Here is a 24648-nt window from a genome sequence, read left to right on the forward strand (position 1 = left end):
GCCCGCAACGCGCGCGCCGCCGCCCCCGATCTGTTCCCGACCGGCCGCGCGCCGTCCCCGCATCGCGCGTACGGACGCGGGAGGGACGGCGGCGGCGGCGCCGGTCAGCGGTAGGTCTGCCACCTGGTGGTCAGGTCGCGGGCGCGGAAGGTGCGCATGCGGTGCTCCCACTGGGCGCGGATCGACGGGTTGCTGCGCAGGATGGGCAGGACGCTGGTGACCAGCTTCAGCTCGCGCAGACGTCGCAGCACCGGGAAGCCCTCCCATTCGGTGACGTCGACGCCGTAGTGCGCGGCCAGCAGGGCGTGGTCGTCGGTGGCGTAGTCCATCCGCAGCCGCCCGACCGCCACCGGGGCCAGGTCCCACTCGCGGGGGCCGACGCCGGTGCCGTCGAAGTCGCACAGCACCGGGCCGCGCGGGCCGGCGATGACGTTGCCGAGGAAGGCGTCGCCGTGGATGACGCCCGGCGGCAGCGCGAACCGCAGATCGGCGAGCCGCTCCTCGACCTCGTCGCACTCGCGCAGCAGGAACTCGTGGTCGGCGGCGGCCAGGTCCTCGGGCTCGGCCAGCCGCTGGCGGACCTCGCGCATCGGCCGCCACCGCGGCAGCCCCGCGGGGGCGCCGGGCAGGCGGTGCAGGCGCTTGAGCAGGACGGCGAGTCCGGCGCCGTCCGGCCGTGCGCCGGTGCCGGGGACGTCCTCCCACAGCGTGATCATCTGACCGTGCAGCCGGAGAGGCTGGACGAACCCCGGCAGCAGGCGCACCGCGGGAAAGTCGTGCTCGCGCAGCCAGCGGGCGACCCGCACGACCAGCGGGGCCCGGTCGCGGGCGGCGGTGGACCCGGCGACGCGCACCACGACCGGGGCGCTGCGCAGCCGGAAGACGGCGTTGTTGGTGAACTTGATCAGTTCGGCGCCGGCCGGGTCCAGGCCCGTCTCGGCGTGCAGGGCGTCCAGCAGGGAACGGAGGTTGTCCCGGGTGAGTCCCCCGGACGGGTCGACGGCGGTGAGGCTCATACGGCGCGCAGCTCCGCGATGCGCCGGCACAGCTCACGGGCGTCGGAGCTGTTCGGCCGGCCCGCCGCGGCGGCCTCCAGCGGCGTCAGCCGGTCGATCGTCCGCACCGACCTGATCTGGGTGACCAGCGTGACGGCCTCGTGCCCGTCGGCCAGACCGTCCTCCACCTCGCCGAGCAGCAGCCGCACCGTGGCCAGGCCGATCAGCTCGAACACCTTGCTGCGCGCCATGTCGGCCTCGCGCCTTCGCACGCTGCCCGACAGCAGCTCGGCCGCCAGCGGCAGATGACGGCGGTCGAGGTCGGCCAGGCCCACGTGGGTGATGCCGCCGGCCGCCAGCAGGTCGGCCTCGGTGAAGAACCGCACCCAGCCCGGCGCCTGCTCGTGGTGTGCCCTGGCGAACTCGTCACGCGCCCGGCTGATGGACTTCATCGCGAGCCGCTCGTCGCCCAGCAGCGCGTACGCCCACGCCTCGTTGGCGCAGAGCATGGCGACGGTCAGCTCGCAGCTGGCGTCCTGGGCGCAGATCTGGCCGAGCTGGAAGAACCGTAACGCGTCCACGACGCGCCCGAGATGCAGGTGGACCCGTCCCATGCGGTAGAGGATGTTCGCCGCCAGCGACGGGTCTCCGGCGTACTTGGCCTGCTCGAGCGCGCGGGCCAGATGGCGCCGGGCCGGGCCGTGCAGGCCGACGTCGAAGGAGGTCCAGCCGGCCAGGTTGTGCTGGTCGGCCAGGGCGCGGTGCAGGCGGCGGCCGACCCGCTCGGAGCAGGCGGCGCGCAGCAGGTGCTGCGACCAGGCGAGCTGGGCGACGACCGCGTCCCGGCAGACGCCGCCGCCGTAGCGGTAGTCGAGCGCGCGCAGCGACTGGGTGACGGTCTCCACCTGCTCCACCTCGGCGTCCCCGATCTTCGCGGGGACGGGGGTGTCGACGCGGGCCAGCGGCCGGCGCCACTCGTCGGCGGTCGCCACGACGGCGCCGATGGTGACCTGCGCGGCATGAGCCAGCAGCCGCCGGACCTGCTCGTCCTCGTCCAGGTCGTCCTCGTGGCCCGCGGGCGGCCCGCCGGAGGCCGGCGCGGCGTCGTCGTAGGCCAGGCCCATGTAGCCGCGCGGCGCGCCGAGGCCGTCGGCGATCCGGAGCAGCACGTCGTAGGCCATGACCTGGCGGCCGTTGAGTATCTCGGAGATCTCGGACTGCGACTGCCCGGTCAGCGCGGCGATGCGCCGCTGGGATATGCCGACACGCTGGAGGAGCAGGTAGACCGTCGCGATGTCGCGGGCCGCCAGTGCCTGGCGCATCTGGGGTCTCTCCCAGACGGCGAAGCTGATCGACTGATCGCTCGCATGAGTGACGTTCATGCAGACCTTCCACGATGAACTGCGCTGGCCTCTCAGATAACCAGGTGCCCATGGGTTTCGGAGGGGATAACGGCCGGACCGATCGCCCAGGCTGATCGGCTCGGACGATCGCGGCAGACCCGAGATGGGTATCGGTGGGGCGGCTCACCGCCGCGCGCGCACCTCCCCCAGCATGGAGGCCGAATCCCGGGGGGATCACCGCGCGCTTCCTCCGCCGGCTCAACGGTCGACATGCCAAGGAGTGATCAGCTCATGCGCGCCGAGCAGCCTGTGCCGCAGGAGGTCCACCACCGCGCCGGGGTCCTCGCCCAGGAACGGCGGCCCGGCGAGGGCCCGTACGCCCCCTTGCCGGGAGAGGCCACGTACGCCCCCCTGCCGGGAGAGGGCCCGTGCGCCCCACTACCTGGCGAGGGCCCGTACGCCTCCGTGTCAGGCGAGGCCGCGTGCGCCCTCCTGCCGGTCGAGGACGCCTTCCGGGTCCTGGTCACGACGCTGCGTCCGGGTTCGGCCTCGCGCTGCGCCCGCGCGGCGGTGCGGGAGGCCCTGGTCACGGCTGGGGCGGACGACGACGACATCGGCGACGCCGAGATCATCGTGGCCGAGCTGGCCGCCAACTCCGAGACCCACGCGCGCGGACCGTACGAGCTGCGCGTCCACTGCCTGAGCGGCATCCCGATGTGGTGCGAGATGGTGGACTGCGGGCGCGACCTCGGCCGGGTCTCCGCCCTGCTGGCCCGCCTGCAGGAGACCGGCCCGGACGCGGGGCGGGCCGCCGCGGGGGACGAGGAGCCGTCCGGCCTCTCGGCGGGCTTGGACCTGACGCCGTTCGCCGAGAGCGGCCGCGGCCTGCTGCTGGCCCACCGGCTGTCGCGGGGGCACTGCTACGCCTATCCCACGACGATGTCCGCCGGCGGCGGGGCGGCCAAGGCCGTGGCCTTCGCCCTGCCCGCCCCGCCCCCGCCACCGGCCACCCGCGCGCACTGAGCGGGGACGGCCACGCGGCCGGCGGTCGGTCGTGGAGGTGCCCGTGCTCCGCGCCGCACGCCATCGAGCGGCCGACGACGGCGGCCGAGCCCCCGCCGTCCCGACCATGGCGGTTGTGATCAGTGGGCACGCCGTTCAGGCGACCGACGCGGGGACTTCACGCTGCGGTAGGGCGGACGTCCGGGCCGGCGGGGACCATCCGGAGCATGAGTGCCTCGCGCGCGTTCCGCCTGTTCACCGCCGCGACCCTCGTGGTCGTCCCCCTCGCCCACCAGCCGGCCGCCCACGCCCTGACCAGCCCGGCCGCCCGCACGGGGACCGTCCCCGCCGGAGCGCCGGGCCGCTCGCTGCCGTCCCATGTGCCGTCCCGTGGTGTGCCATCTCTCGGTGTGCCGTCCAGCGGTGTGCCGTCCCTCGCGCTCGGCGCCGCCGCGTGCGGCCGCGGCGCCGACCTGGCCGTGGCGGCGCCGTACGACACCGTGGACGGGCAGGGCCGGGCGGGCACGGTCACGCTGTTCCGCGGCGCCGAGAGGATCGCGGTGCTATCCCAGGGCGCGCGCGGCATCCCCGGCGACCCCGAGCGCGGCGACTCGTTCGGATCCGCGGTGGTCTCCGGCGACTTCGACGGCGACGGGTGCGCCGACCTGGCGATCGGCGTCTCGGAGGAGTTCGCCGGCGCCCCGGTGCCCGACGGCGCCGACGGCAACGGCGTGGTGCACCTGCTGTACGGCGCCGCCGGCGGCTTCCGTCCGGCCGTGACGCTGGACGTGACCCGCCTCGGCCGCACGCGCGACACCGACAGGTTCGGCGCCGCGCTGGCCGCCGGCGACCTGGACGGCGACGGGGACGACGAGCTGGTCGTCGGCGTCCCCGGCCTGTCCGAGGGCGGCGGCGCGGCGATCTTCGGCCTCAGCGGACGCGACCCGGACGGCAGGGGCTCGCTCGTCACCCAGGCCACGTCATGGGTCGCGCAGGAGCACATCGAAGGCGACCAGTTCGGCGCCGCCGTCGCGGTCGGCGACTTCGACGGCGACGGCAGGGCCGAACTGGCCGTCGGAGCGCCGGGCGACACGGTGGGCCCCACCACCTCCGGCGGCGGCTCGGTCACCATCGTCGACCCGCGCGCCCGCCACGCCGGCATGTACACCCAGAACAGTCCCGGAGTGCCCGGCGAGGCCGAAAAATGGGACTACTTCGGCGGATCGCTCGCGGCGGGAGACTTCAACCGTGACGGGCGCGACGACCTGGCCGTCGGCGTCCCCGGGGAGGGCCTGGACGCCTTCCAGGACGGGCCGATGTACGGCGACGGCGGCGTGCACGTGCTGTACGGCTCCCGGCGGGGGCTGACCGCGGTCGGCGGGGAGTTCTGGTCGGGCAAGACCAGGGGCGTCCCCGGGAGGAGCCGGAACACCGACAGGTTCGGCTCGGCGCTCGCCGCCGGGGACCTCAACGGGGACGGCGACGCCGAACTGGCGATCGGCCTGCCCGGCGGCGACCGCGTCCTGGTGCTCCCCGGCACCCGCAGCGGAGGGCTCACCGCGAAGCACGCGGTGGTCGTCAAGGGCAGGCCGGGCCGGCCCGGCGATCTGTACGGCTCGTCGGTGGCGATCACCGGCTCCGGCCTCGCCGTCGGCTCCCCCGGCGCCGGCCGCGTCACGTTCATCCCCTCGTCGGTCCGCAAGGGCTCCTACACCGGTCTGCGCACTTCGGGCGCCCGGACGCTCACCGGCCGCCCGGCGAGCCTGTTCGGCTTCGCCCTCGCCCCCTGAGCCGCGCCGTCCCACACCACGACGGCGGCGGCGGGCCGGCGCCCTCCGCCGCCGTGCGCCTCGCCCTCGTGCCGTCAGGTGGTGGACGCTCGCCGTCAGGTGAGGAAGTGTTCGCCGTCAGGTGAGGGAGCGCTCGCCGGCGGGGATGGTGAAGGTGGCGGCGGTCCTGGCCGGGGCGCCCTCGCGGCTGATGTGGTCCAGGGTGCGGAAGTCGGCCTTCAGCTCCTGTGGCGTGGCCTGGCACATGATGTAGCCGCGGCGCTCGTTGACGAACCTCAGGTGCGGGTTCTCCTCCAGCAGCGCCGCGTTCCTGGCGGGGTCGTGGTAGCCGTCGCCGTCGCTGGAGATGGAGGTGGCCGCCAGCTCCACGCCGACCCGCCCGGCGTCCGGGTCGTCGAAGTCGGCCAGAAGGTCGCAGGCGGAGGCCACGTGGGCGTCGCCGGTGAGCACGACCGGGTCGCCGGTCGCCGCACCGGCCAAGGTGCGCAGCAGCCGGTCACGCTCGGCCGGGTAGCCGTCCCAGGCGTCCACGTTGAGCTCCCTGCCGGGGCCGAGGTGGTAGTCGCGCTGGCCGACGATGACCTGCTGGGCGATGAGGTTCCACGCGGCCGGGGTGGACTCCAGGCCGTCGGCCAGCCACCTCATCTGCTCGTCCCCGAGCATGACCCGCTCCTGCCCGAGGCGCTCGTCGCACCCGGAGCGCATGCCGTCGTCGCAGGGCTGGTCGTCGCGGAACTGGCGGCTGTCGAGCAGGTGGAAGGTCGCCAGCGACCCCCACGACACCCTGCGGTTGATCTTAAGGTGCGGGCCGCGGACCACCGCCGACCGGCGCAGCGGCATGTTCTCGTAGTACGCCTGGAAGCCCGCCGCCTTGCGGGTGGCGAAGCCGGGGACGGGCGTGCCGGGGTTGTCGCCGGCCCAGTTGTTCTCCACCTCGTGGTCGTCGAAGATGACCAGCCACGGGCTGGTGCGGTGGGCGAGCCGCAGGTCGGGGTCGGTCTTGTACTGGGCGTGCCGCAGCCGGTAGTCGGCCAGCGTCTGCAGCTTGCCGCCGGCGTGCTCGCGCACGTTGCCCTGCGGCGCGGTGTAGATGCCGCCGGAGTACTCGTAGATGTAGTCGCCGAGGTGGACGACCAGGTCAGGGTGCTGCTCGGCCATCCGCCGGTAGGCGGTGTAGTACCCGTGCTCGTACTGCGCGCACGAGACGGCCGCGAAGGTGAACGACGCCTCCGTGACGCCCGGGGCCGGCGTGGTGAGGGTGCGCCCGGTCTCCGACAGGTGGCCGCCGGCGCGGAAGCGGTAGAAGTACTCCCGGCCAGGTCGCAGTCCTCGCAGCTCGACGTGCACCGAGTGGGCCGAGCCCGGACGGGCGGTGGCGGCGCCCGTGCGCACCACCTGGCGGAAGCGCTCGTCCGTGGCGACCTGCCAGCCGACCTCGACGTCGCGGGACGGCATGCCGCCGCGTCCGTCGGGGGTGAGGGGGTCGGGCGCGAGGCGGGTCCACAGCACGAAGCCGTCCGCCGAGGGGTCGCCGGAGGCGACGCCCAGCGTGAACGGGTCCCGCACGGTGCGGACGGCGCGCGCGGGCGCCGCCGAGCTGGACGCGCCGGCGGACGCGGGCGAAAGCAGGCCGCCGGCTCCCGCGGCGGCGGCGATCAGGAACGCTCTGCGTGAGGGGGTATGCTCCACGTTCGCAAGTGCAGACGGCCCGGCTGACCCGCGGGCGAGTGCTCGATGTCGCCGGCGTGAACACCTCCGGGCCAGGCGGGTGGACTACCCGCCGTCATCGAACGCCCGTCGACGCCGGGGCGACCGGCTCCGGCATTCCACGCGAAATCTCCGCGTCCGGCCCGGCCGGGCGGGGGGAGGCCCGGCGGGTCAGGTCACTCTGCGTCTGCCGTACAGGGCGCTGGCGAGCAGGACGCCGATGATGGCGAGGATGATCTGCAGGATCAGCTCGATCCAGTCGATGCCCCTGGTGTTGGCGACACCCAGGGCGCCGGCGATGGCGGTGCCGATGAGGGCCGCGATGATGCCGATGACGATGGTCAGCCATATCGGGATGTTCTGCCGCCCGGGGATGAGGAGACGCGCGAGCACGCCTATCACCAGACCGACGACGATCGCGCTGATTATGCCGCTGACATGCATCTTCACACTCCGTTATTCGGTTGCTATCCGTATTCCCGAATACGGAACATCCGATACGTCGGTGCAGGTCAGAGCATGACATAGCGCCACATGTCAGGCGCGGGACGGCCGGGATGGCCGGGTCAGGAGGCCTCGCCGGACGTGGTGAGCGCCAGCTTCAGGTCGGCGCGCAGCGTCTCGGCGTCGTGGAAGTGGACGGCGGTCATGCCGGCCGACTCGGCTCCGTTGACGTTCACCAGACGGTCGTCCACGAACACGACGTCCTGCGGCCGGACCCCGAGCGCCGACGCCACCCTGAGGTAGATCTCGGCCTCGGGCTTCACCAGGCCCATGTGGCCGCTGTAGAAGCGGGCCTGCATGCCGGAGATCCACGGCAGCCGTTCGATGCCCTCGGCCACGCAGGCCGGGGCGTTGGACAGCAGCGCCACCGGCCGCCCGGACTCGCGCAGCTCCGACAGCAGCGCCACGGCGTCGTCGTTGGCATGGGTCCAGCTCTGGACGTCCAGCTCGACCAGGCGCGCGACCTCGGCGTCGCGGGCGCGGCGGTCCAGGACCTCCGACCAGTACGCTCCCGGCGTCAGGGTGCCGCGGTCGAACTCCAGCCTGTGCTCCCAGTAGCCCCGCCAGAACCGCTCGGCGTCGATGCCCGCGGCCCGCACCAGCTGCTCGCGGTCGGCCGCCGGCTGCGCATGGCACAGCACTTCTCCGTAGTCGAACAGCACCCACCTCATGATCGCGATCCTACCCAAATCAGGACGCGAGGAAGGGACGCACGTGGTCGTTCACGGCCCCGCAGGCCAGGTAGTTGCGCACGGTGTGGAAGTCGGCCCAGCTGATGTTGACGGTCTCGTCGCGGGTGACGCCGTCGAAGAACTTCTTCAGCTGCCCCGGGATGGCGGCGATGTCGTCCTTGTCGGCGATGTTGACCCACCGGCTGACGCCCTGGGGACGCGCGCCGCGGCCGGCCGCCGGCAGCGGCTGGAGCCGTTCGAAGACGACGTTGCGCATCGCGAGCGGGCTGCCGAGCGTGATGAACAGCTCGACCGACAGGTCTGGGTGGGCGCACAGCGCCTCGTAGGCGACCACGCTGCCCAGCGAGTGCGCGATGAGCACCTTGGGCCGGTTGCGGCGGATCGTGTCGGCCACGGCCTCGCGCGACCGCACCCGGGCCGCGGCCTGCGCGCCGGCGAGGTAGGCGGCGACCTCGGGGCAGAAGTCCTCGGCGAAGTCCTTGGCCTTGGGCCCGAGCCTCATCAGCAGCCATTCGGCGAACCGGTGGATCAGCCCGGTCAGCGTCTCGCCCGTCCTGGCCCCCACGCCGCCCATCTGCTCCATCCACCCGGCCAGCACGAGCTGGGAGGCGGGGTCCATCTTGCGCAGGTCGCGCTTGGTCGCCTGCGGCTTCTCCTCGCGCAGCAGGTGGGCATAGTAGGCGATCTCGCTGACATAGGACTGCCCGGCGTACGCGGCGCCGCCCGACAGCCCCTGGTGCAGGTAACGGTCCCACTTGGCCCGCATGGTCTCGGCCGCCCCCCGCGCCGACCCGGCGTCCAGGAAGTAGCGGTACTTGCCGATGCCGTGAACCCCCACGATGCTCGCCACCGCACGGCTCCCCACGTCGTGACGCATTCGGCCCGGCGATGCGGCCGGCCCCTGGAAAAGGGCCGGATGCGGCCGGCCCGGAGTACAGGGCCACTGTGCTCCAGCCATGCGATCTTCGCAAGCGGCTCCCGCCACGTGACAAGACACTGACCCGCCGGGAAGGGCCGGACAAACCAGTTGATCGAGGGCGGGGACGGGCGGCTACGCTGGAGGAATGCCCGGTCCTCTTCTCGTCCGCGGCTCGGTCGTCATTCCGGAGGCCGAGCTCTCCTGGCGTTTCTCGCGTTCGTCCGGGCCGGGCGGCCAGGGGGTCAACACCACCGACAGCCGGGTCGAGCTGAGCTTCGACCTAGGAGCCACCGAGGCGCTGCCCGCGCCGCTGAAGGCGCGCGCGCTCGAACGGCTCGCCTCCCGCCTGGTCGACGGCGTCATCACCGTCATCGCCTCGGAGTACCGCTCGCAGCTGCGCAACCGCGAGGCCGCCAGGGTGCGCCTGACCCACCTGCTCGAAAAGGCCGTCGCTCCCCCGCCGGCCAAGCGCCGCGCCACCAAGCCCTCCCGCGGCGCCGTCGAACGGCGGCTCACGGCCAAGAAGCACCGTTCCGACATCAAGCGCATGCGCCGCACCGACGACCGCTGACCTGCCGCGCGGGCAGGCGCGGCGGGCGGCCGTCGCGGCCAGGGCGACCGGCCCGCCACCCCGCCGCCCCGCGCCCGTCCGCCCGTCCGTCCGGGAAGGGCCGGAGCGTCAGACGCGGCGGTCCTCCATCTCCCAGATGTGGTCGATCACGTGCCAGGCCATGCGCCGGGCGGCGTAGCGGGCGGGCCAGCCGCGCGCGACCAGCGCCGAGCCGTCGGACGGCTTCGACAGCACCGCGGCGATGTCGTCGCGCATGGCCTCCAGCGCCGCCAGGTCGTCCATCGGGAAGGGCTTGTGCCGCACGCCGATCTTGCGCGCGTACGCGCGTTCGGCCTCCACCACGTGCGCGACCATCTTGTCGCGGTCGCGCCCGCCGCCGCGAGGGCCCTTGCGCAGCTCTTCGGGAGAGGCCGCGGTGACGTCGCCGAACACCTCCCAGGCGGCCCGCAGCAGCGCGGTGTCGCGCTCGGCCGTCGCGGCGGCGACCGGCAGGGCGTCGGCCTCGGGGACGGCCTGCGGGGCGCCGAAGTCGGTCGTCGAGCCGCCGGGCGGCCGCTCGACGACGGTGAAGGCGTCCGGGTCGAACGGCAGCCCGGCCCGCTCGGCAATCGCGCGGTAACGCGGGACGTACTCGGTCAGCGCCTCCAGGGCCGCCTCTTCGCCCTTGGCCACCCGGCACCACCCCGGCCAGTCCAAGGAGCAGGCGAAGACCTTCTTGGCGCCGATCTCCAGATACACATCGGTCATGCCGTCATCCTGCCCCGAGAACCTGACAGGACATGGCAGTCATTCCACCACGTGCGGCGAATCCACCAGATCGATGAGATCGGCCACCGAGTTCACCACGCGCGATGGCCGGAACGGGTAGCGGTCGATCTGGTCCTTGGTGGTCACCCCGGTGAGCACGAGGATGGTGTGCAGGCCGGCCTCCATGCCGGACACGATGTCGGTGTCCATCCGGTCGCCGATCATGGCGGTGCTCTCGCTGTGCCCGTCGATGGCGTTGATCGCGCTGCGCATCATCATCGGGTTCGGCTTGCCCACGAAGTACGGCTCGACGCCGGTCGCCTTGGTGATCATCGCGGCCACCGCGCCGCACGCCGGCAGCGACCCCTCGTTGGAGGGGCCGACGGCGTCGGGGTTGGTGGCGATGAAGCGGCTGCCCGCGTCAATGAGCCGGATGGCCTTGGTGATCGCCGTGAAGCTGTAGGTGCGGGTCTCGCCCAGCACCACGTAGTCGGGGGCGGTGTCGGTGAGGACGTACCCGACCTCGTGCAGGGCCGTGGTCAGGCCCGCCTCGCCGATCACGTACGCCGACCCGCCGGGGCGCTGGTCGTCCAGGAACCGGGCGGTGGCCAGCGCCGAGGTCCAGATCGACTCCGGCGGCACCTCCAGTCCCGCCCCGCGCAACCGCACCGACAGATCGCGCGGGGTGTAGATGGAGTTGTTGGTCAGGACGAGGAACCGCTTGCCCGAGTCGCGTAGCTTGCGGATGAACTCCTCCGCCCCGGGCACGGGGTTCCCTTCGTGGACGAGAACGCCGTCCATGTCCGACAGCCAGCATTCGATCGGCTTGCGTTCGTTCACCGTTCCCCCGCGTTCGGGCGTCACATATCCGTACCGGACCAGGATGACAGGTGCCCCGCGGACATTTCACCCACCGCCCGCTGACGTGCCCTATCATCCGCGGACGTGGAGCGTATAGAGATCGACGGACGCCCGCCCGAGGTCGGTGACCTGCTGCCCATGGCGACGCGCAACTACGGGCACTTCACGGCCATGCAGGTGCGCGACCGCAGTGCCAGAGGGCTGGACCTGCACCTGCGCCGACTGGACGGCGCGACCAGAGAGCTGTTCGGCCGGGGGCTCGACGGCGACCTCGTGCGCGACCGCGTCAGGCACGCGCTCGGCGATGACGTCCGGGACGCATCGGTGCGGGTCTACGTGCTCGGCCCGGAGCCGGCGCCCACCGGCGACGGCCCGTCCATCCTCGTGAGCGTCCGCCCGCCCCACGACCCTCCGGTCACCCCGCGCGGCCTCTGGCCGGCGGTCTATCAGCGGCCCGCGGCGCACCTCAAGCACGTCGGCGGCTTCGGCCAGACGTACCACCTGCGGCTGGCCGAGCGTGCCGGCTTCGACGAGGCGCTGCTCGTGGCGCCCGACGGCACGGTCGCGGAGGGCGCGATCACCAACGTCGGCTTCTGGGACGGCACTTCTGTCGTCTGGCCCGAGGCGCCGATGCTGCACGGGATCACGATGATGCTCCTGGAACGGGGCTTCGCCCGGCTGGGCGTGCCGGTCCGCCGCCAGGTCGTGTGCCTGGACGGCGCGGCCTCCTTCAGCGGAGCCTTCCTGTGCAACTCGTGGGGCGTCATGCCCGTCGGCAGGATCGGCAAGGTGACGTTCCCCGACGACCCGGCCTTGATGAGGACCCTGCACACCGCCCACGAGAGCAACCCGTGGGATCCCATCTAGGGCCTGGGGCGCTTCTGGCGCGGCACACACCAGCGCGGTGTCCGCTCACCTCCACCGTGCCGAGGGATTTCGTCGCCTCCGTGGATGCGTTCTCCGGCGCCGAAGCGGCCGGTCATCGGTACGGCGAAACCGGCGCCGCCCTTACGGCGGCCGGCCCGGCGAACGTTCGTGGACACCGCACCAGCCCATGCCCACGCCCCATCTCGTCCTCTGAGTCGATGGCCCAAGTGACCAGGCCGGGGAGCGGTCCTCATGCATCCCGCCTGGCGGGAACCGCGGCGATCTCTTCCAAGACCTTGGCACGCTTGGCAGCGATCTCGCGCAGCTCCGCGAGCACCGCCTTCTCCTCGGGACTGACCTTGGATTTCTTGCGCGCTCTGCCGCACACCGGTACCCGCGAAGATCCGGCTGCGCTGCCCATCGGTGTGTGCTTGCTCGTGCTCATGGCCGTACTCGGAGGGATGTGGATCTAGTCCGTCAGTGCGGGCGGAGCCGGGTTACGGGCCTCACAGGGTGGGAGGTTGATCGCAGGCCGGAGGCATTTCTTTCATTGTTGATCTTCAATGCAAAATACCGGCTGAATAACCGAGGTCAGTGGTCGTAGCGATCACGGACTTCCCGGACGGGTGGCGCGGCAGGCGGTGATGCGGTCGTCGCCGTGGACGAAGGCCAGGTCGGAGGTCGTCCCCACGAGATTGGTGGCGTGGGTGAGCGGCCGGTCAAGGGGAAACGCGCCAAGACGGCCGGTGTCCCGGTCGCGCGAGATGAGGTACCCGGGCAGCGGCCACGCGTTGTTCCAGTCGAACCCGCCGGAGTCGCCGTCGGGATGATGGCCGACCTCCATGGGGGAACTCCAGCGGCCTTCGCCGCCGGCCGGTCGCCAAGCGGCGTCCCGGTCCAGACGGAAGACGGGCAGCGGCGTGCCGTCCTGTGTGAAGAGGAACTCGTCGTCGCCCACCCCCGCGATGATGAAGCCCTCCGCCGCCCTACTGAACCAGGGCTGTATGTCGTCGTCCAGGGTGGTGTGCCGGGTGGTCAACGGACGTGTCCAGTTCCTCCGCAGCGTGCGCGGATCGAAGGAGTCGAGCCGCGCGCGCCCTTGCCCGCAATGGCTCAGTAGCAGCACGGCCCCGGATGTGGAGCCGAGCCGTCCCTCGCACCTCACCGCGTCGGCGGCCCGCGCCTGGACGCCGCCGGTTCGCACGTCGAGCGAGAGCAGCCCGGACTCCCGCTGGAAGACGACGACGCCGTACTCGGACACCAAGATCCGCGGGTGGTTCTTCCCGTGCAGCCCGAACGGGGGCAGCGTGTGCTGCCACAACGGACCGCCGGAGGCCAGGTCGTAGCCGTACAAGGTCCGATCGTACGATCCCACGACAAGGGTGTCGGTCGTGGCCCACGCGTTGGAAGAACGCGCGGAGGGGCGAATGGTGCGCCGGATCGCGCCTGTACCGGGATCATGCACGGTGATGGTCCCCTCCGGCGTTTCCGTGATCAGGTTCTCGTCGGACAGGAAGGAGAGCTCGGGCCTGTCCCCGGCGGGGACCGACCACGCCGCCTTCCACCCCACGAGTTCGAGCGGAGGCCGCGGGTCGTCGGCGACCGTGATCGCGGCGGCCACAGAGAGCGTCGCCAGGGCCCGGAGGCAACGACTGATCAGCACTTCCGGCGTCCCTCGCAGGAGACCGGCCGCCAGCCTCCCTGCGGCGCCTGCCGATAGTAGGCCCGGTAGCGGGCGGCCTCGCCGCTCAATCGGAACGGCCCTCCATCCGGCCCCTTGATCACGACCTCTTCCGTACGGTCGTCCGCGAGCACCGTGACCAGGAGGTCGAACTCGTAATATGCCTTCTTGCCGGTGAAGCTCAGGATGAGCGTGACCCGCTCGTCCCGTTTCAGGTCGATCTGCTACTTCCGGAAGTACGCGGTGTCCCCATCGGTCGTGAACCGAGGCGCGGGCCGGTCGAGGTCGGCGGCCATCTCGACGGTGTCCGCCTCACCGCTGCCGGTGATGGCGATCAGGCGGGCGCCCTCCGACACCGGCATGCGGGCGAGGACCCGCGGCTCGATGTCCACGATGCGCAGGCTGCTGCGGTTCCCGGTCAGCACGAGGGTGACGTCCATGCTGTCGATCAGGGCCATCCGGTGGCGCGCCAGCACCGCGTCACGCTGCTTGTCCGCGTGGACGGCCAGCATGAACGCCCGGTCCTCAGGGTCGGTCACCGGTTCACGCAGGACGGTGTCGCGCTCGGAGTAGTCGACGGCCACGTGACCGACGGTGATCGGGGCGGCCCCGCGCACCCGCTCGACCGTGTCGGAGCCGTTCGCGTTGTACCACCCGGTGAACACGACGCCGAACGCGGCCAGAATCACGGCGCTGGCGATCCCCGCCAGCCACGCCCGCAGTCCTTTCTGCGGGGCGGGATCAGACGCCTCGGCCCCCTCCTGCCGCTGGGCCGCGACATCGAGGCCGGCCGATGTGCGCTTCTTCCGGCGCCCTCTTCCCATGGGAACGCGTTCCCTCCCCGATCGTCGAGACCAGAGTAAGCACGATCTTGAGCGCGTCCGAGTGGTTTCCGGTTATTCACGCCTGTCGGCGAGCGTGTCCGGTGTGTCCTGCGGATCCGCTCCTCACTCGTGCGACAGGAGGACCGCATGGTGGAAACTCAGGCGCATGCTCAGCCCGGCACCCCAGACCCGCCCACAGCCGCAATGGTGGCCAGGGCGGCGAGGCTGTCGCGTTCGAAGTAGCCGCCGTTCCCGCTGACCCAGGCGAGGGCACCATCCACGGATCTCCGGCGTGGGACACTACGCGCCGGGGGCGAGGGCCTCCAGGGCTTCTTCGGCGCGGCGCATCGAGACCTCGGGGTCGGCGTCCGGGGAGCCGATCGCGGGGTCGAAGTTGAGGTCGTGGAAGATCTCGGTGACCCCGGTGGCGGCCAGCGCGGCGACGTCCGCCCGGATCTCTTCCAGCGACCCGGTCAGCGGGGCCCGGCCGTCCTGTCCCGCCTCGCGCACCTTGGTGACGCCCCGGCAGACGAACCGCAGCGCGCCGGGATCGCGTCCGGCGGCCCGGGCCGCCTCCTTTACAATGTAGATCTGTTCGTCGATGGACGACAGGTCCGCCCGGCTGGAGCTGATCCAGCCGTCGGCCAGCTCGCCCGCCCGCCGCAGCGCCACCTCGGCCGTCCCGCCCAGCAGCACCGCCGGCGCCGTCCGTGGCCGCGGGTCCATGTGCGAGGGCGCGACCTCGTAGAACTCCCCCTTGTGGGAGACGATGTCGTCGTGCCAGAAGCGCCGCAGCACCTGCAGGTACTCGACGGCGCGGCGTCCCCGGCCCTCCAGCGGCATCCCGGAGGCGACGAACTCCTCCGGCAGCCAGCCCAGGCCGAGCCCGGCGTCCAGCCGGCCGCCCGAGACCTCCTGCAGTGTGGCGAGTTGCTTGGCCAGCAGGGCGGGAGAGAAGAACGGCATGTTCAGCACGGCGACGCCGAGCCGGACGCGCTCGGTCACGCCCGCGAGATAGGACAGGGTGACGACGGGATCCTGCACGCTGCGGTACACCGGGCCCATCGGGTGGCCGACCGGGTAGAGCAGCCGCTGGAAGGTCCACAGCGAGTCGTAGCCGAGCTCCTCCGCGCGCCGCGCCACGCGCAGCATGTTGGCGGGCGTCGCCCACGAGCCCGAGAGGGGTACTCCGAAGCCGATCCTCATGACTTCACCCTACGGGCACGCCCGTACGTAGATTGGACCGGTGACCGTACATGGCGGGGATGAGGCGACGAGCACCGGTGACCGTGCAGCGAGAAGGTGAGGCGGCCGACACCGCGCCACAGATCAGGGACACCGCTGCCGGCCTCGCCGGGCGGCTGGCCGAGCTGGCGAGGGCGCACGGCGGAGGGGCCGCGGCGGCGGTGCTGAAGAACACCGGGGTGACGGTCGTGCGGGCCGGCGGCGTGGTGGTCAAGGCGCATCCGCCCGGCGTCGACGAGGCGGCGCTGACCGCGCGCCTGCGGGCCGCGGCCTCGCTGCCCGGGGTGCTGCTGCCGCCGCTCGCCGAGCGGCCGGAACGGCTGGAGGGACGCCTGGTGACGGTGTGGCCCGCGGGCGAGCCGGTGGACCCCGCCGATCCGGTGGGCGCGCCGTGGGAGGCCGCGGCCGTGCTGCTCGCCCGGCTGCACGCCGCGCCGGTGACCGTGCCGGCGCTTCCCCCTGCCGGGGGACCGGCCCGGCTCGCCCGCGCCATCGGCCGGTTGAGCGGCCTGGACGGCGCACTCGCCGGCCCCACGGCGACCATCCTGGCGGCCTTCCACAGCCTTCCCACCGCCTTCCCCCCTTCGCCCCCCGGCTCCCCCGCGCCGCCGCCCGGCGGGGCCGCGCACGCCGGAACCGTGGCACGGGAGGGTTCCGCGCGCGCCGGGACCCCCGCCCGGGACGGTTCCGCGCGCGCCGGGACCGCTGCCCTGAGAGGGCTCACCCACGGGGACTTCCATCTGGGGCAGGTCGTCCGGTACGAGGGCGAGTGGGTGCTCATCGACGTCGACGACCTGGGCGCCGGTGACCCGGCGTGGGATCTGGCCCGCCCGGCGGCCTGGTACGCCACCGGCCTGCTCTCCCCCGACCTGTGGGGGCGCTTCCTGCCGGCTTACCTGGACGCCGGCGGAACGGCCGTGTCCGCCGCCGATCCGTGGCGGGAACTCGACGTCCCGGCCCGCGCGTTGACGGTCCAGTTGGCGGCCACGGCTGTGGCGGCGGCGGGTGCGGAGGGCCGTCCTCTCGACGAAGTAGAGCGAGCCCTCGTCTCCTCCTGCGGGAGGATCGCACACGCCGCGACGGCGCAGTAGGGTCGCCTCCGGACCACTCGAAGGAGATCGACTCCATGCGTTGCCCGAAGTGCAGCGGTACCATGCGGACCTACGACCGCAACGGCGTCCACATCGAGCAGTGTGAGAACTGCCGCGGCATCTTCCTCGACTACGGCGAGCTTGAGACCCTGTCTCGCATCGAGAGCCAGTGGGCCCAGCAGCAGTACGCCGCGCCGCCCCCCGTGCACGGCGGCCCGGCCTGGGGCGCGCCGCACCACGGCCGCCACGGCCATCACCAGCGCAGCTGGGTCGGCATGCTCTTCTCCAGCTGAGCACCGCACCGGCATCGCGGCCCGGACGGCGCGCGACGCCGTCCCCACCGGCCGCCGTCACGCACGTGACGGCGGCCGGCACGCACGTGACAGCGGCCCGCACGCATGTGACCTGGCCCGGCGTGCGCGGCCGTGTGAACGGGCACGATCGGCCCTCGTTCGCCGTGTGAGCTACGTCCCTCCGCGGGTGCCCCAGCACGTCGGCGTGGCCGGCCCCCGCAACAGCGGCGTTCGGCGTTCGTCTGCAGGTCGGGCCTCGGGTGTGGTCAGTCGGTGGCGCGGAAGATCAGGAGGGTGCGCGGGCGTTTGCCCAGCACCACCGGTCCCGGCACCGTGAACGTCTCTCCGTCGCGCGCCAGCCTGATCTCGCCCGCCGGGTCCCCGGGCGCGGCGAGCCGCAGGGTGTCGGCCCGCCACCGGGTGTAGTGCCGCGACAGGCCCACCCCGCCGGAGATCGTGCTCACCATGGCGCGCAGGCGCGGCAGCCGTCCGGCGGCCGTCAGCATGCGGATGTCCAGCACGCCGTCCTCCAGTCTGTTCCTGCGGGTCGGCGCGATGCCGCGCGACTCGTAGGCGCAGTTGCCGACGAACAGCAGCCACACCCTGCGGCGGACGCCGTCGACGACCAGTTCGAGCGGGCGGCGGTCGCGCATGAGCACCTGGGCCATGGCGATCACCAGCGCCGGCCATTTGCCGAGCTTGTCCTCCCATTCCTCCCTGCGGTCGACGACCAGCGGGTAGATGCCGGCGCCCGCGGTGTTGAGGAACACCCGGTCGCCGACCTCTCCGACGTCCACGGCCGCCACCTGGCCCGACCGGTAGGCGGCGGCCGCCTCCTCGATGGTCTCGATGCCGAGCGTGCGGGCGAAGTGGTCGAACGTGCCGGCCGGAATGGGGAGCAGCGGGACGCCGTGCTCGATCGCCGCCTGCGCCCCGCAGTTCATCGTGCCGTCCCCGCCGGCGACGGCCAGCACCCGGGCCCGCTTGGCGGCCTCTCGCAGACGCCGCATCACGTCCTCGCCGGGCTCGGTCTCGACGACCTCGGCCCTGGGCAGCGCCTTGCGCACAGCGGCGGCGGTGCACGGGTCGTGCCCCGCGGCGTTGTTCACCACGGCGACGACCCCCTCGCCGTCGGGGTCGAGGTCGTGCAGCGGGGCGGTGGCGGCGGCGCGGGCCTCGCCGATGACCGTCCGCCCCGGCCACAGGCGCCTGGTGACCAGCGCCGCGGTCACGCCGAGCGCCGTCCCGGCGAGCACGTCGCCGGGATAGTGCACGCCGGTGTAGACGCGGGAGAAGCACACCGCGCCCGCGGTGACGGCGACCGGCACGGCGACCTTGGCGGGTGCCTCCAGCGCCACGGCGGCGGCGAACGCGGCCGCCGAGGCGGAGTGCCCCGACGGGAAGGAGTGCGAGGAGGGGATCCGGCCGAGGCGCGCCAGCGGGAAGTCGACGATGGAGGGCCGCGCCCGGCCGAACGCCCGCTTGCCGAGCAGGTTGACCACGGGGCTGGCCAGGCTGATCGCCAGCATCCCCCGCATGGCGGCGCGCCGCATGCGCCTGCGGCCGGTCAGCGCGAGGCCGCCGGCGACGGCGGCCCACAGCAGGGAGTTGTCCGCGGCGCGCGACAGGCGCGGCAGGACGAGGTCGAAGCCGGGAAGGTGCGCGTCGGCCACCGACCTGAACAGCCGCCGGTCGAGGGTGCCGAGCCGCTTGCGCACCCCTGTTCCGCTGGAGCTGGCGTTCCACATGCCTTCGTTAGTGCCCACACCAGGCGCGCCCAGTCACACCAGCCAGCCCGGCACGTGGGCGGCGTCGCACGTACATGGCAGCGTCGCACGCGGGCGCGCGGACGGCCTCGCGCGTGGGCGGCGTCGCGCTTGGGCGGGGCGCCTCAGCGCCCGGACAGGGTGCCCGGCTCGGCGGCGGCGCGGAAGGGGGGCGCGTCCACGGGGGCGTCGCGGCCGAGGGCGGCGCGCAGCACCTCGTCGACGTCGAGCTCCAGGACGCGGGTGCGCTCGCCCACGACCGCCTCGCGCGGGTGCACCCCGGCGTCGCCGAACGCCGCGCGGAAGAACCGCTCCTCCCCCAGCAGGCGGCACAGCAGGCGCACCCTGGCGTACAGCGGCGGGAACTCGTCGGGGCCGGCGCCCGGCCGCGCGGGCTCGTGCTCCGCCGGCGCCCCTGGCCGGGCCTGCCGCGGCTCCAGATCACCACTCACGCACGCCTCCTGTTAACTCAGTGTGTCGTCATGGTGACATCATTGAGCCGGTGAACGCGGCTGACGGCTCCCTGGGGAAGAGAATTCTTCCACTCAGAGTGACCACCGTACCGACGGAAGTAACCCGTCCCGGCGCCCCGCGACACCCCAGAGCGGGTGACGGTGACACCCGGCCGGCCCGGTCAGGGCTGGTCAGGGCTGGTCAGGGCGGCGGTCGAAGGCCGACAGGAGGCGGTCGGCGGCCAGGGAGGGGGTCAGGGAGCCTTCGAGGACCTCGCGTTCGACCTCGGCGGTGATGGCGGCCACCGCGGGGTCGTCGGTGAGGCGGGCGAGCAGGCGGTCGCGCACGAGGGTCCAGGTCCAGCCGACCTGCTGGCGGCGGCGCTTGGCGGCGAGCTCGCCGGAGGCCTCCAGCAGGTCCTGATGGCCGACGATCCGCCGCCACAGCTCGGGCAGGCCGGCGCCTTCCAGGGCGCTGCACGTGAGGACGGGGGTGTCCCAGCCGCCGCCGCCCGCCCGCAGCAGCCGCAGCGCGCCGGACAGTTCGCGGGCGGCCTTGCGGGCGTCCATCTCGTGCGGGCCGTCGGCCTTGTTGACCGCGATGACGTCCGCCAGCTCCAGCACCCCCTTCTTGATGCCCTGGAGCTGGTCGCCGGTGCGGGCGAGGGTGAGCAGCAGGAAGGTGTCCACCATCTCGGCGACGGCGGTCTCGGACTGGCCGACGCCCACCGTCTCCACCAGCACCACGTCGAATCCGGCCGCCTCGACGACGACCATGGCCTCGCGGGTGGCCTTGGTGACGCCGCCGAGGGTGCCGGAGGTGGGCGAGGGCCGGATGTAGGCGGCGGGGTCGGCCGACAGCCGCGCCATGCGCGTCTTGTCGCCGAGGATGCTGCCGCCGGTGCGGGTGGAGGAGGGGTCCACGGCGAGCACGGCGACGCGGTGCCCCTCGCCGGTGAGGTGGACGCCGAGGGCGTCGATGAAGGTGGACTTGCCGACGCCGGGCACGCCGGTCACCCCGACGCGCCTGGCCTTGCCGGACAGCGGCGTCAGCTCGACGAGCAGCCGCTGGGCCAGCTCCCGGTGGTCGGCCCGGGTGGACTCGACGAGGGTGATGGCACGGGCGATCCACCCGACGGCGCCCTCGCGGACGCCCTGGACGTAGTCCTCAAGCGACGGCATTGGCCCCTTCCGGTCCTAGGTGGCGTGGCCGAGCCGGCCGGACAGCTCGCGCATCAGGTCCAGCGCCGCCTCGGCGATGACCGTGCCGGGCGGGAAGATCGCGCTCGCCCCCGCCCGCCGCAGCGCCTCGAAGTCGCCCGGAGGGATCACCCCGCCCACGACGATCATGATGTCGTCGCGGCCGAGCCCGGCGAGGCGCTCGCGCAGCTCGGGCACCAGCGCCAGGTGCCCGGCCGCCAGCGAGGACACGCCGACGACGTGCACGTCCGCCTCGACGGCCTGGCGGGCCACCTCGGCCGGGGTCTGGAACAGCGGGCCCACGTCGACGTCGAAGCCGAGGTCGGCGAAGGCCGTGGCGATGACCTTCTGGCCGCGGTCGTGCCCGTCCTGGCCGATCTTGGCGACCAGGATGCGCGGCCGGCGGCCCTCCTCGCGCTCGAACGCCGCGCAGGCCGCCCGGACCTTCTCGATGCCGGCGGCGTCGCCCGCCTCGTCGCGGTACACCCCTGAGATGGTACGGATCTGACCGGCGTGCCGCCCGAAGATCTTCTCCAGCGCGTCGGAGATCTCGCCCACCGTGGCCTTGGCCCGCGCCGCCTGGACGGCCAGGTCGAGCAGGTTGCCGTCGGCGGCGGCGCCGCGGGTGAGGGCGTCCAGGGCGTCGCGGCAGGCCCGCTCGTCGCGTTCCTCGCGCAGGCGGCGCAGCTTGTCGATCTGCTGGGCGCGGACCGCGGTGTTGTCGACCTTGAGCACCTCGATGTCCTCGTCGGAGCCGGTGCGGTACTTGTTGACGCCGATGACCGGCTGCCGGCCGGAGTCGATGCGCGCCTGGGTGCGGGCGGCGGCCTCCTCGATGCGCAGCTTGGGCAGCCCGGCGTCGATGGCCTTGGCCATGCCGCCCGCCCGTTCGACCTCCTGGATGTGGCCCCACGCGGCGCGGGCCAGCTCGTAGGTGAGCCGCTCGACGTACGCGCTGCCGCCCCACGGGTCGATCACCCGGCAGGTGCCGGACTCCTGCTGGAGCAGCAGCTGGGTGTTGCGGGCGACGCGGGCGGAGAAGTCGGTGGGCAGCGCCAGCGCCTCGTCCAGGGCGTTGGTGTGCAGGGACTGGGTGTGCCCCTGGGTGGCCGCCATGGCCTCCACGCAGGTGCGCACGACGTTGTTGAAGACGTCCTGCGCGGTCAGCGACCAGCCGGAGGTCTGGGAGTGGGTGCGCAGCGACAGCGACTTGGGGTCGCGGGCGCCGAAGCCCTTGACCAGGGTGGCCCACAGCAGCCGCGCGGCGCGCAGCTTGGCGACCTCCATGAAGAAGTTCATGCCGATGCACCAGAAGAACGACAGGCGCGGCGCGAACGCGTCGACGTCCATCCCGGCCTGCACTCCCGCCCGGAGGTACTCGACCCCGTCGGCGAGGGTGTACGCCAGCTCCAGGTCGCAGGTGGCCCCGGCCTCCTGGATGTGGTAGCCGGAGATCGAGATGGAGTTGAACTTCGGCATCCGCCGGGAGGTGTAGGAGAAGATGTCGGAGATGATCCGCATCGACGGCCCGGGCGGGTAGATGTAGGTGTTGCGGACCATGAACTCTTTGAGGATGTCGTTCTGGATGGTCCCGGCGAGCTGCTCGGGGGCCACTCCCTGCTCCTCGGCGGCGACGATGTACAGCGCGAGCACCGGGAGCACCGCGCCGTTCATGGTCATGGACACGCTCATGCGGTCGAGCGGGATGCCGTCGAACAGCTGCCGCATGTCGTAGATCGAGTCGATGGCCACGCCGGCCATGCCGACGTCGCCGGCCACGCGCGGGTGGTCGGAGTCGTAGCCGCGGTGGGTGGCCAGGTCGAAGGCGACCGACAGGCCCTTCTGGCCGGCGGCCAGGTTGCGCCGGTAGAAGGCGTTGGACTGCTCGGCGGTGGAGAACCCGGCGTACTGCCTGATCGTCCACGGCTGGTTGACGTACATCGTCGGGTAGGGGCCGCGCAGGTACGGCGCCATGCCGGGGTAGGTGGACAGAAAGTCCAGGCCGTCGAGGTCCCCGGCGGTGTAGAGCGGCTTGACGCCGATGCCCTCAGGGGTGTCCCACACCAGGTCGGCGGGGTCCTTGCCGACCTGGTCGCGCACGGCCCGCGCCCAGCTCGCCAGGTCGCCCCGCGGGCCGCCCGTTCCCTGCGGGGGCGGCGCGGCCGCGGACGCCGTCAGCGGCACCTGCGCGAAGTCGGGAATCACGGTGCGACCCCCAGGTCGTCGAAGGTGGTGCGGAGCACGTCGAGCGCGTCTCCGCCGGTGTGCAGGACGGCGTCCACGCCCTCATAGTGGCCCTTCCCCGCCAGCCAGACCTTGCGCGCCCCCGCCGCCGCCAGTGCGGCGGCGACCGCCTGGGCGTGCTCGGCGTACAGCGCGTCGCTGGAGCACAGGCAGGCGACGGCGGCGCCGCTGCGGGCGAACGCCGCGGCGATCGCCGCGGGGTCGGTGCTCGCGCCGCCGGTGACGGTGGCGATGCCGCCGGCCTGGAACAGGTTGGCGGCGAAGGAGGCGCGCGCGGTGTGCGCGGCCGCGGGGCCGATGGCGGCGAGGAACACCAGGGGCCGCTCGGGCGCCCGGTCGGCCCGGTCGCGCAGGGCCTCGAACTGCTCGGCGTAGTGGACCCGGGGCAGGCCGCCCCCGGCGGGCTCGGGCGCCGGCTCGCGGACGGGGCGCCGCTCGTCCAGGTGGGGGAACTCGCTGACGCCGGTGATCGGCTGCCTGCGCAGGGCGATGTCGCGGGAGCGGCGGGCCCAGGTGGCGGCCAGGCGCTCGGGGATGAGCCGTTCGAGCGCCGCCTCGGCGCCGCCGGCCCGTTCGATCTGCTGGAACCACTCCCACGCCTTGCCCGCCAGGTCGGCGGTGAGCCGCTCGGCGTACCAGGAGCCGCCGGCGGGGTCGGTGACGCGGGCCACGCCGGCCTCCTCGACCAGCAGGGAGTGGGTGTTGCGGGCGATGCGCCGGGCGAAGGCGTCGGGCAGGCCGAGGCGGGCGTCGAAGGGCTGGACGGTGACGGCGTCCGCGCCGCCGACGCCGGCGCCGAAGCAGGCGAGGGTCGTGCGGAGCATGTTCACCCACGGGTCACGGGCGGTCATCATCGCCGAGGAGGTGACCGCGTGCTGGAGCTGGCCGCCCAGCTCGGGCGCGCCGCAGGCCTCGGCGACGCGGGCCCAGAGCATGCGGGCGGCGCGGAACTTGGCGATCGTGAGGAACTGGTCGGCGGTGGCGGCGTAGCGGAACTCGAGCTGCCCGAGCGCCTCCTCCAGCGTCAGGCCGCCGTCGGTGAGGGCGCGCAGGTAGGCGACGCCGGTGGCCAGGGAGCAGCCGAGCTCTTCGGCGTCGGCGCCGCCCGCGTCGTGGTAGGGGGTGGCGTCGACGGTGATCGCGCGCAGGGAGGGGACCTGCCGGGCGCGCCGGGCCAGGGCGACGGCGTCCTCCAGCGGCGCGGGCCGCCCGGTCCTGGCGCGCAGGCCGATCGGGTCGGCGCCGAGGTTGCCGCCCGCCGGGGCGGTGCCGCGCTCGCCGGCCAGGCGCAGGTAGGCCTCGGCGGCCTGCCGCGTGTCCGCTCCGGCGGAAAGGACGACGGGGGCGAGGTCGAGGTAGACCCCGTCGAGCGCCTGCGGCAGGGCGGAGGGGTCGAGCCCGCCGTCGCCGAGGACCAGCCACAGCGAGGTGACGCCGTTCTCCAGGTCGGCGAGCACCGCCTCGCGGGTGACGGCGGGGACGGGGTGGGCGTGGCGCTGGCGCACGTCCCAGCCGGACGGCGCGCCGCCGGCGGCGCGGGCGCCGCGGACGTAGGGCGCGAACCCGGGGAGCCCGGGGTCGCCGGGCAGGTCGGAGGCGTCGTAGAGCGGCCGGAGCGTCACGCCGTCGTAGGTCGTGTGCGCCAGCGCCTCCTCGGGGGAGCCGACGTCGGCGCCGGACCTGCGCAGCACGCTCACGGCCGCCCGCCGCCACTCCTCGCGCGTGCCGGGCGGGAAGCCGGCCCCCGGTCGGAACTCCTCATGCTGCACGGTCATGACATGGATCGTAGGTGGTGGCGCGGCGGGAGCGTCACCGGCCCTGGCCGTGGCCGCCGGGCGGACGGGCGAGGCCCGG

At 73.4% G+C, this 24648-nt stretch carries 23 protein-coding genes; 6 read left to right on the forward strand and 17 right to left on the reverse strand.

Annotated features, from left to right (window positions below; translation table 11 throughout):
* Positions 1 to 104: 104 nt before the first annotated feature.
* The gene (locus ACZ6QO_RS22505) at positions 105 to 1016 is read right to left on the reverse strand and encodes a phosphotransferase enzyme family protein (protein ID WP_465853508.1); all 912 of its coding nucleotides are present in this window, start codon (positions 1014 to 1016) and stop codon (positions 105 to 107) included.
* Positions 1013 to 2377 carry a helix-turn-helix domain-containing protein gene (locus ACZ6QO_RS22510; RefSeq protein WP_465853509.1) on the reverse strand — a complete coding sequence of 455 codons (1365 nt, stop codon included), beginning with the start codon at positions 2375 to 2377 and terminating at the stop codon, positions 1013 to 1015. Before ACZ6QO_RS22510 ends, ACZ6QO_RS22505 begins: the two co-directional genes overlap by 4 nt.
* A 252-nt stretch (positions 2378 to 2629) precedes the next feature.
* Between ACZ6QO_RS22510 and ACZ6QO_RS22515 the strand changes: the two genes are divergently transcribed.
* Both ACZ6QO_RS22515 and ACZ6QO_RS22520 read left to right on the forward strand, forming a co-directional pair.
* Positions 2630 to 3361, forward strand: coding sequence for an ATP-binding protein (locus ACZ6QO_RS22515; RefSeq protein WP_465853511.1), 732 nt, complete (start codon positions 2630 to 2632; stop codon positions 3359 to 3361).
* A gap of 206 nt (positions 3362 to 3567) precedes the next feature.
* Positions 3568 to 5130 (forward strand): FG-GAP repeat protein, encoded by a 1563-nt coding sequence (locus ACZ6QO_RS22520; protein WP_465853513.1) that lies wholly within the window; start codon positions 3568 to 3570, stop codon positions 5128 to 5130.
* A gap of 117 nt (positions 5131 to 5247) precedes the next feature.
* Here the strand turns inward: ACZ6QO_RS22520 and ACZ6QO_RS22525 are convergent, their stop codons facing one another.
* The 4 genes from ACZ6QO_RS22525 to ACZ6QO_RS22540 form a co-directional block, all read right to left on the reverse strand.
* The gene (locus ACZ6QO_RS22525) at positions 5248 to 6819 is read right to left on the reverse strand and encodes an alkaline phosphatase D family protein (RefSeq protein WP_465853515.1); all 1572 of its coding nucleotides are present in this window, start codon (positions 6817 to 6819) and stop codon (positions 5248 to 5250) included.
* Between the two features lie 189 nt (positions 6820 to 7008).
* Entirely contained in the window at positions 7009 to 7281 is a 273-nt protein-coding gene (locus ACZ6QO_RS22530; protein WP_465853516.1) for a GlsB/YeaQ/YmgE family stress response membrane protein, read from the reverse strand.
* Positions 7282 to 7403: 122 nt separating this feature from the next.
* Complete coding sequence (locus ACZ6QO_RS22535; protein WP_465853518.1) at positions 7404 to 8012, reverse strand: HAD family hydrolase; 609 nt, start codon at positions 8010 to 8012, stop codon at positions 7404 to 7406.
* A 19-nt stretch (positions 8013 to 8031) separates the two neighbouring features.
* Positions 8032 to 8883 (reverse strand): hypothetical protein, encoded by an 852-nt coding sequence (locus tag ACZ6QO_RS22540; protein ID WP_465853520.1) that lies wholly within the window; start codon positions 8881 to 8883, stop codon positions 8032 to 8034.
* Between the two features lie 214 nt (positions 8884 to 9097).
* Between ACZ6QO_RS22540 and arfB the strand changes: the two genes are divergently transcribed.
* Positions 9098 to 9523, forward strand: coding sequence for an alternative ribosome rescue aminoacyl-tRNA hydrolase ArfB (gene arfB, locus ACZ6QO_RS22545; RefSeq protein WP_465853522.1), 426 nt, complete (start codon positions 9098 to 9100; stop codon positions 9521 to 9523).
* Between the two features lie 108 nt (positions 9524 to 9631).
* Here arfB and ACZ6QO_RS22550 read toward each other — a convergent pair whose 3' ends face one another.
* Together ACZ6QO_RS22550 and ACZ6QO_RS22555 are read right to left on the reverse strand one after the other, a co-directional pair.
* Positions 9632 to 10270 (reverse strand): hypothetical protein, encoded by a 639-nt coding sequence (locus tag ACZ6QO_RS22550; RefSeq protein ID WP_465853524.1) that lies wholly within the window; start codon positions 10268 to 10270, stop codon positions 9632 to 9634.
* A gap of 39 nt (positions 10271 to 10309) precedes the next feature.
* A complete protein-coding gene (locus ACZ6QO_RS22555) occupies positions 10310 to 11110 on the reverse strand; it encodes an HAD-IIA family hydrolase (protein WP_465853526.1) in 801 nt (266 codons plus the stop codon).
* A gap of 105 nt (positions 11111 to 11215) precedes the next feature.
* On the opposite strand from ACZ6QO_RS22555, the gene ACZ6QO_RS22560 reads away from it, so the two are divergent.
* Entirely contained in the window at positions 11216 to 11998 is a 783-nt protein-coding gene (locus ACZ6QO_RS22560) for an aminotransferase class IV family protein (protein WP_465853528.1), read from the forward strand.
* Positions 11999 to 12248: 250 nt separating this feature from the next.
* Here ACZ6QO_RS22560 and ACZ6QO_RS22565 read toward each other — a convergent pair whose 3' ends face one another.
* The 4 genes from ACZ6QO_RS22565 to ACZ6QO_RS22580 form a co-directional block, all read right to left on the reverse strand.
* Positions 12249 to 12443, reverse strand: coding sequence for a hypothetical protein (locus ACZ6QO_RS22565; protein WP_465853530.1), 195 nt, complete (start codon positions 12441 to 12443; stop codon positions 12249 to 12251).
* Positions 12444 to 12605: 162 nt separating this feature from the next.
* Positions 12606 to 13661 (reverse strand): outer membrane protein assembly factor BamB family protein, encoded by a 1056-nt coding sequence (locus ACZ6QO_RS22570; RefSeq protein WP_465853531.1) that lies wholly within the window; start codon positions 13659 to 13661, stop codon positions 12606 to 12608.
* A gap of 242 nt (positions 13662 to 13903) precedes the next feature.
* A complete protein-coding gene (locus ACZ6QO_RS22575; RefSeq protein ID WP_465853533.1) occupies positions 13904 to 14503 on the reverse strand; it encodes a hypothetical protein in 600 nt (199 codons plus the stop codon).
* A gap of 300 nt (positions 14504 to 14803) precedes the next feature.
* Positions 14804 to 15709 carry a TIGR03619 family F420-dependent LLM class oxidoreductase gene (locus ACZ6QO_RS22580; protein WP_465853535.1) on the reverse strand — a complete coding sequence of 302 codons (906 nt, stop codon included), beginning with the start codon at positions 15707 to 15709 and terminating at the stop codon, positions 14804 to 14806.
* Positions 15710 to 15786: 77 nt separating this feature from the next.
* Between ACZ6QO_RS22580 and ACZ6QO_RS22585 the strand changes: the two genes are divergently transcribed.
* Both ACZ6QO_RS22585 and ACZ6QO_RS22590 read left to right on the forward strand, forming a co-directional pair.
* Complete coding sequence (locus ACZ6QO_RS22585; protein WP_465853537.1) at positions 15787 to 16839, forward strand: phosphotransferase; 1053 nt, start codon at positions 15787 to 15789, stop codon at positions 16837 to 16839.
* Positions 16840 to 16874: 35 nt separating this feature from the next.
* Positions 16875 to 17132, forward strand: a complete 258-nt coding sequence (locus ACZ6QO_RS22590) for a TFIIB-type zinc ribbon-containing protein (protein ID WP_465853539.1) — start codon at positions 16875 to 16877, stop codon at positions 17130 to 17132.
* A gap of 266 nt (positions 17133 to 17398) precedes the next feature.
* Here ACZ6QO_RS22590 and ACZ6QO_RS22595 read toward each other — a convergent pair whose 3' ends face one another.
* The 5 genes from ACZ6QO_RS22595 to ACZ6QO_RS22615 form a co-directional block, all read right to left on the reverse strand.
* Positions 17399 to 18898: a phosphatase PAP2 family protein gene (locus tag ACZ6QO_RS22595; protein ID WP_465853541.1), complete on the reverse strand. Its 1500-nt coding sequence runs from the start codon at positions 18896 to 18898 to the stop codon at positions 17399 to 17401.
* A gap of 125 nt (positions 18899 to 19023) precedes the next feature.
* The gene (locus ACZ6QO_RS22600; RefSeq protein ID WP_465853543.1) at positions 19024 to 19350 is read right to left on the reverse strand and encodes a hypothetical protein; all 327 of its coding nucleotides are present in this window, start codon (positions 19348 to 19350) and stop codon (positions 19024 to 19026) included.
* A 192-nt stretch (positions 19351 to 19542) separates the two neighbouring features.
* Positions 19543 to 20532 carry a methylmalonyl Co-A mutase-associated GTPase MeaB gene (gene meaB / locus ACZ6QO_RS22605; protein WP_465853545.1) on the reverse strand — a complete coding sequence of 330 codons (990 nt, stop codon included), beginning with the start codon at positions 20530 to 20532 and terminating at the stop codon, positions 19543 to 19545.
* Between the two features lie 15 nt (positions 20533 to 20547).
* Positions 20548 to 22755 (reverse strand): methylmalonyl-CoA mutase, encoded by a 2208-nt coding sequence (gene scpA, locus ACZ6QO_RS22610; protein WP_465853547.1) that lies wholly within the window; start codon positions 22753 to 22755, stop codon positions 20548 to 20550.
* The gene (locus ACZ6QO_RS22615; protein ID WP_465853549.1) at positions 22752 to 24569 is read right to left on the reverse strand and encodes a methylmalonyl-CoA mutase subunit beta; all 1818 of its coding nucleotides are present in this window, start codon (positions 24567 to 24569) and stop codon (positions 22752 to 22754) included. Before ACZ6QO_RS22615 ends, scpA begins: the two co-directional genes overlap by 4 nt.
* Positions 24570 to 24648: the final 79 nt, after the last annotated feature.

Source organism: Sphaerisporangium sp. NPDC049457, from assembly GCF_055586705.1.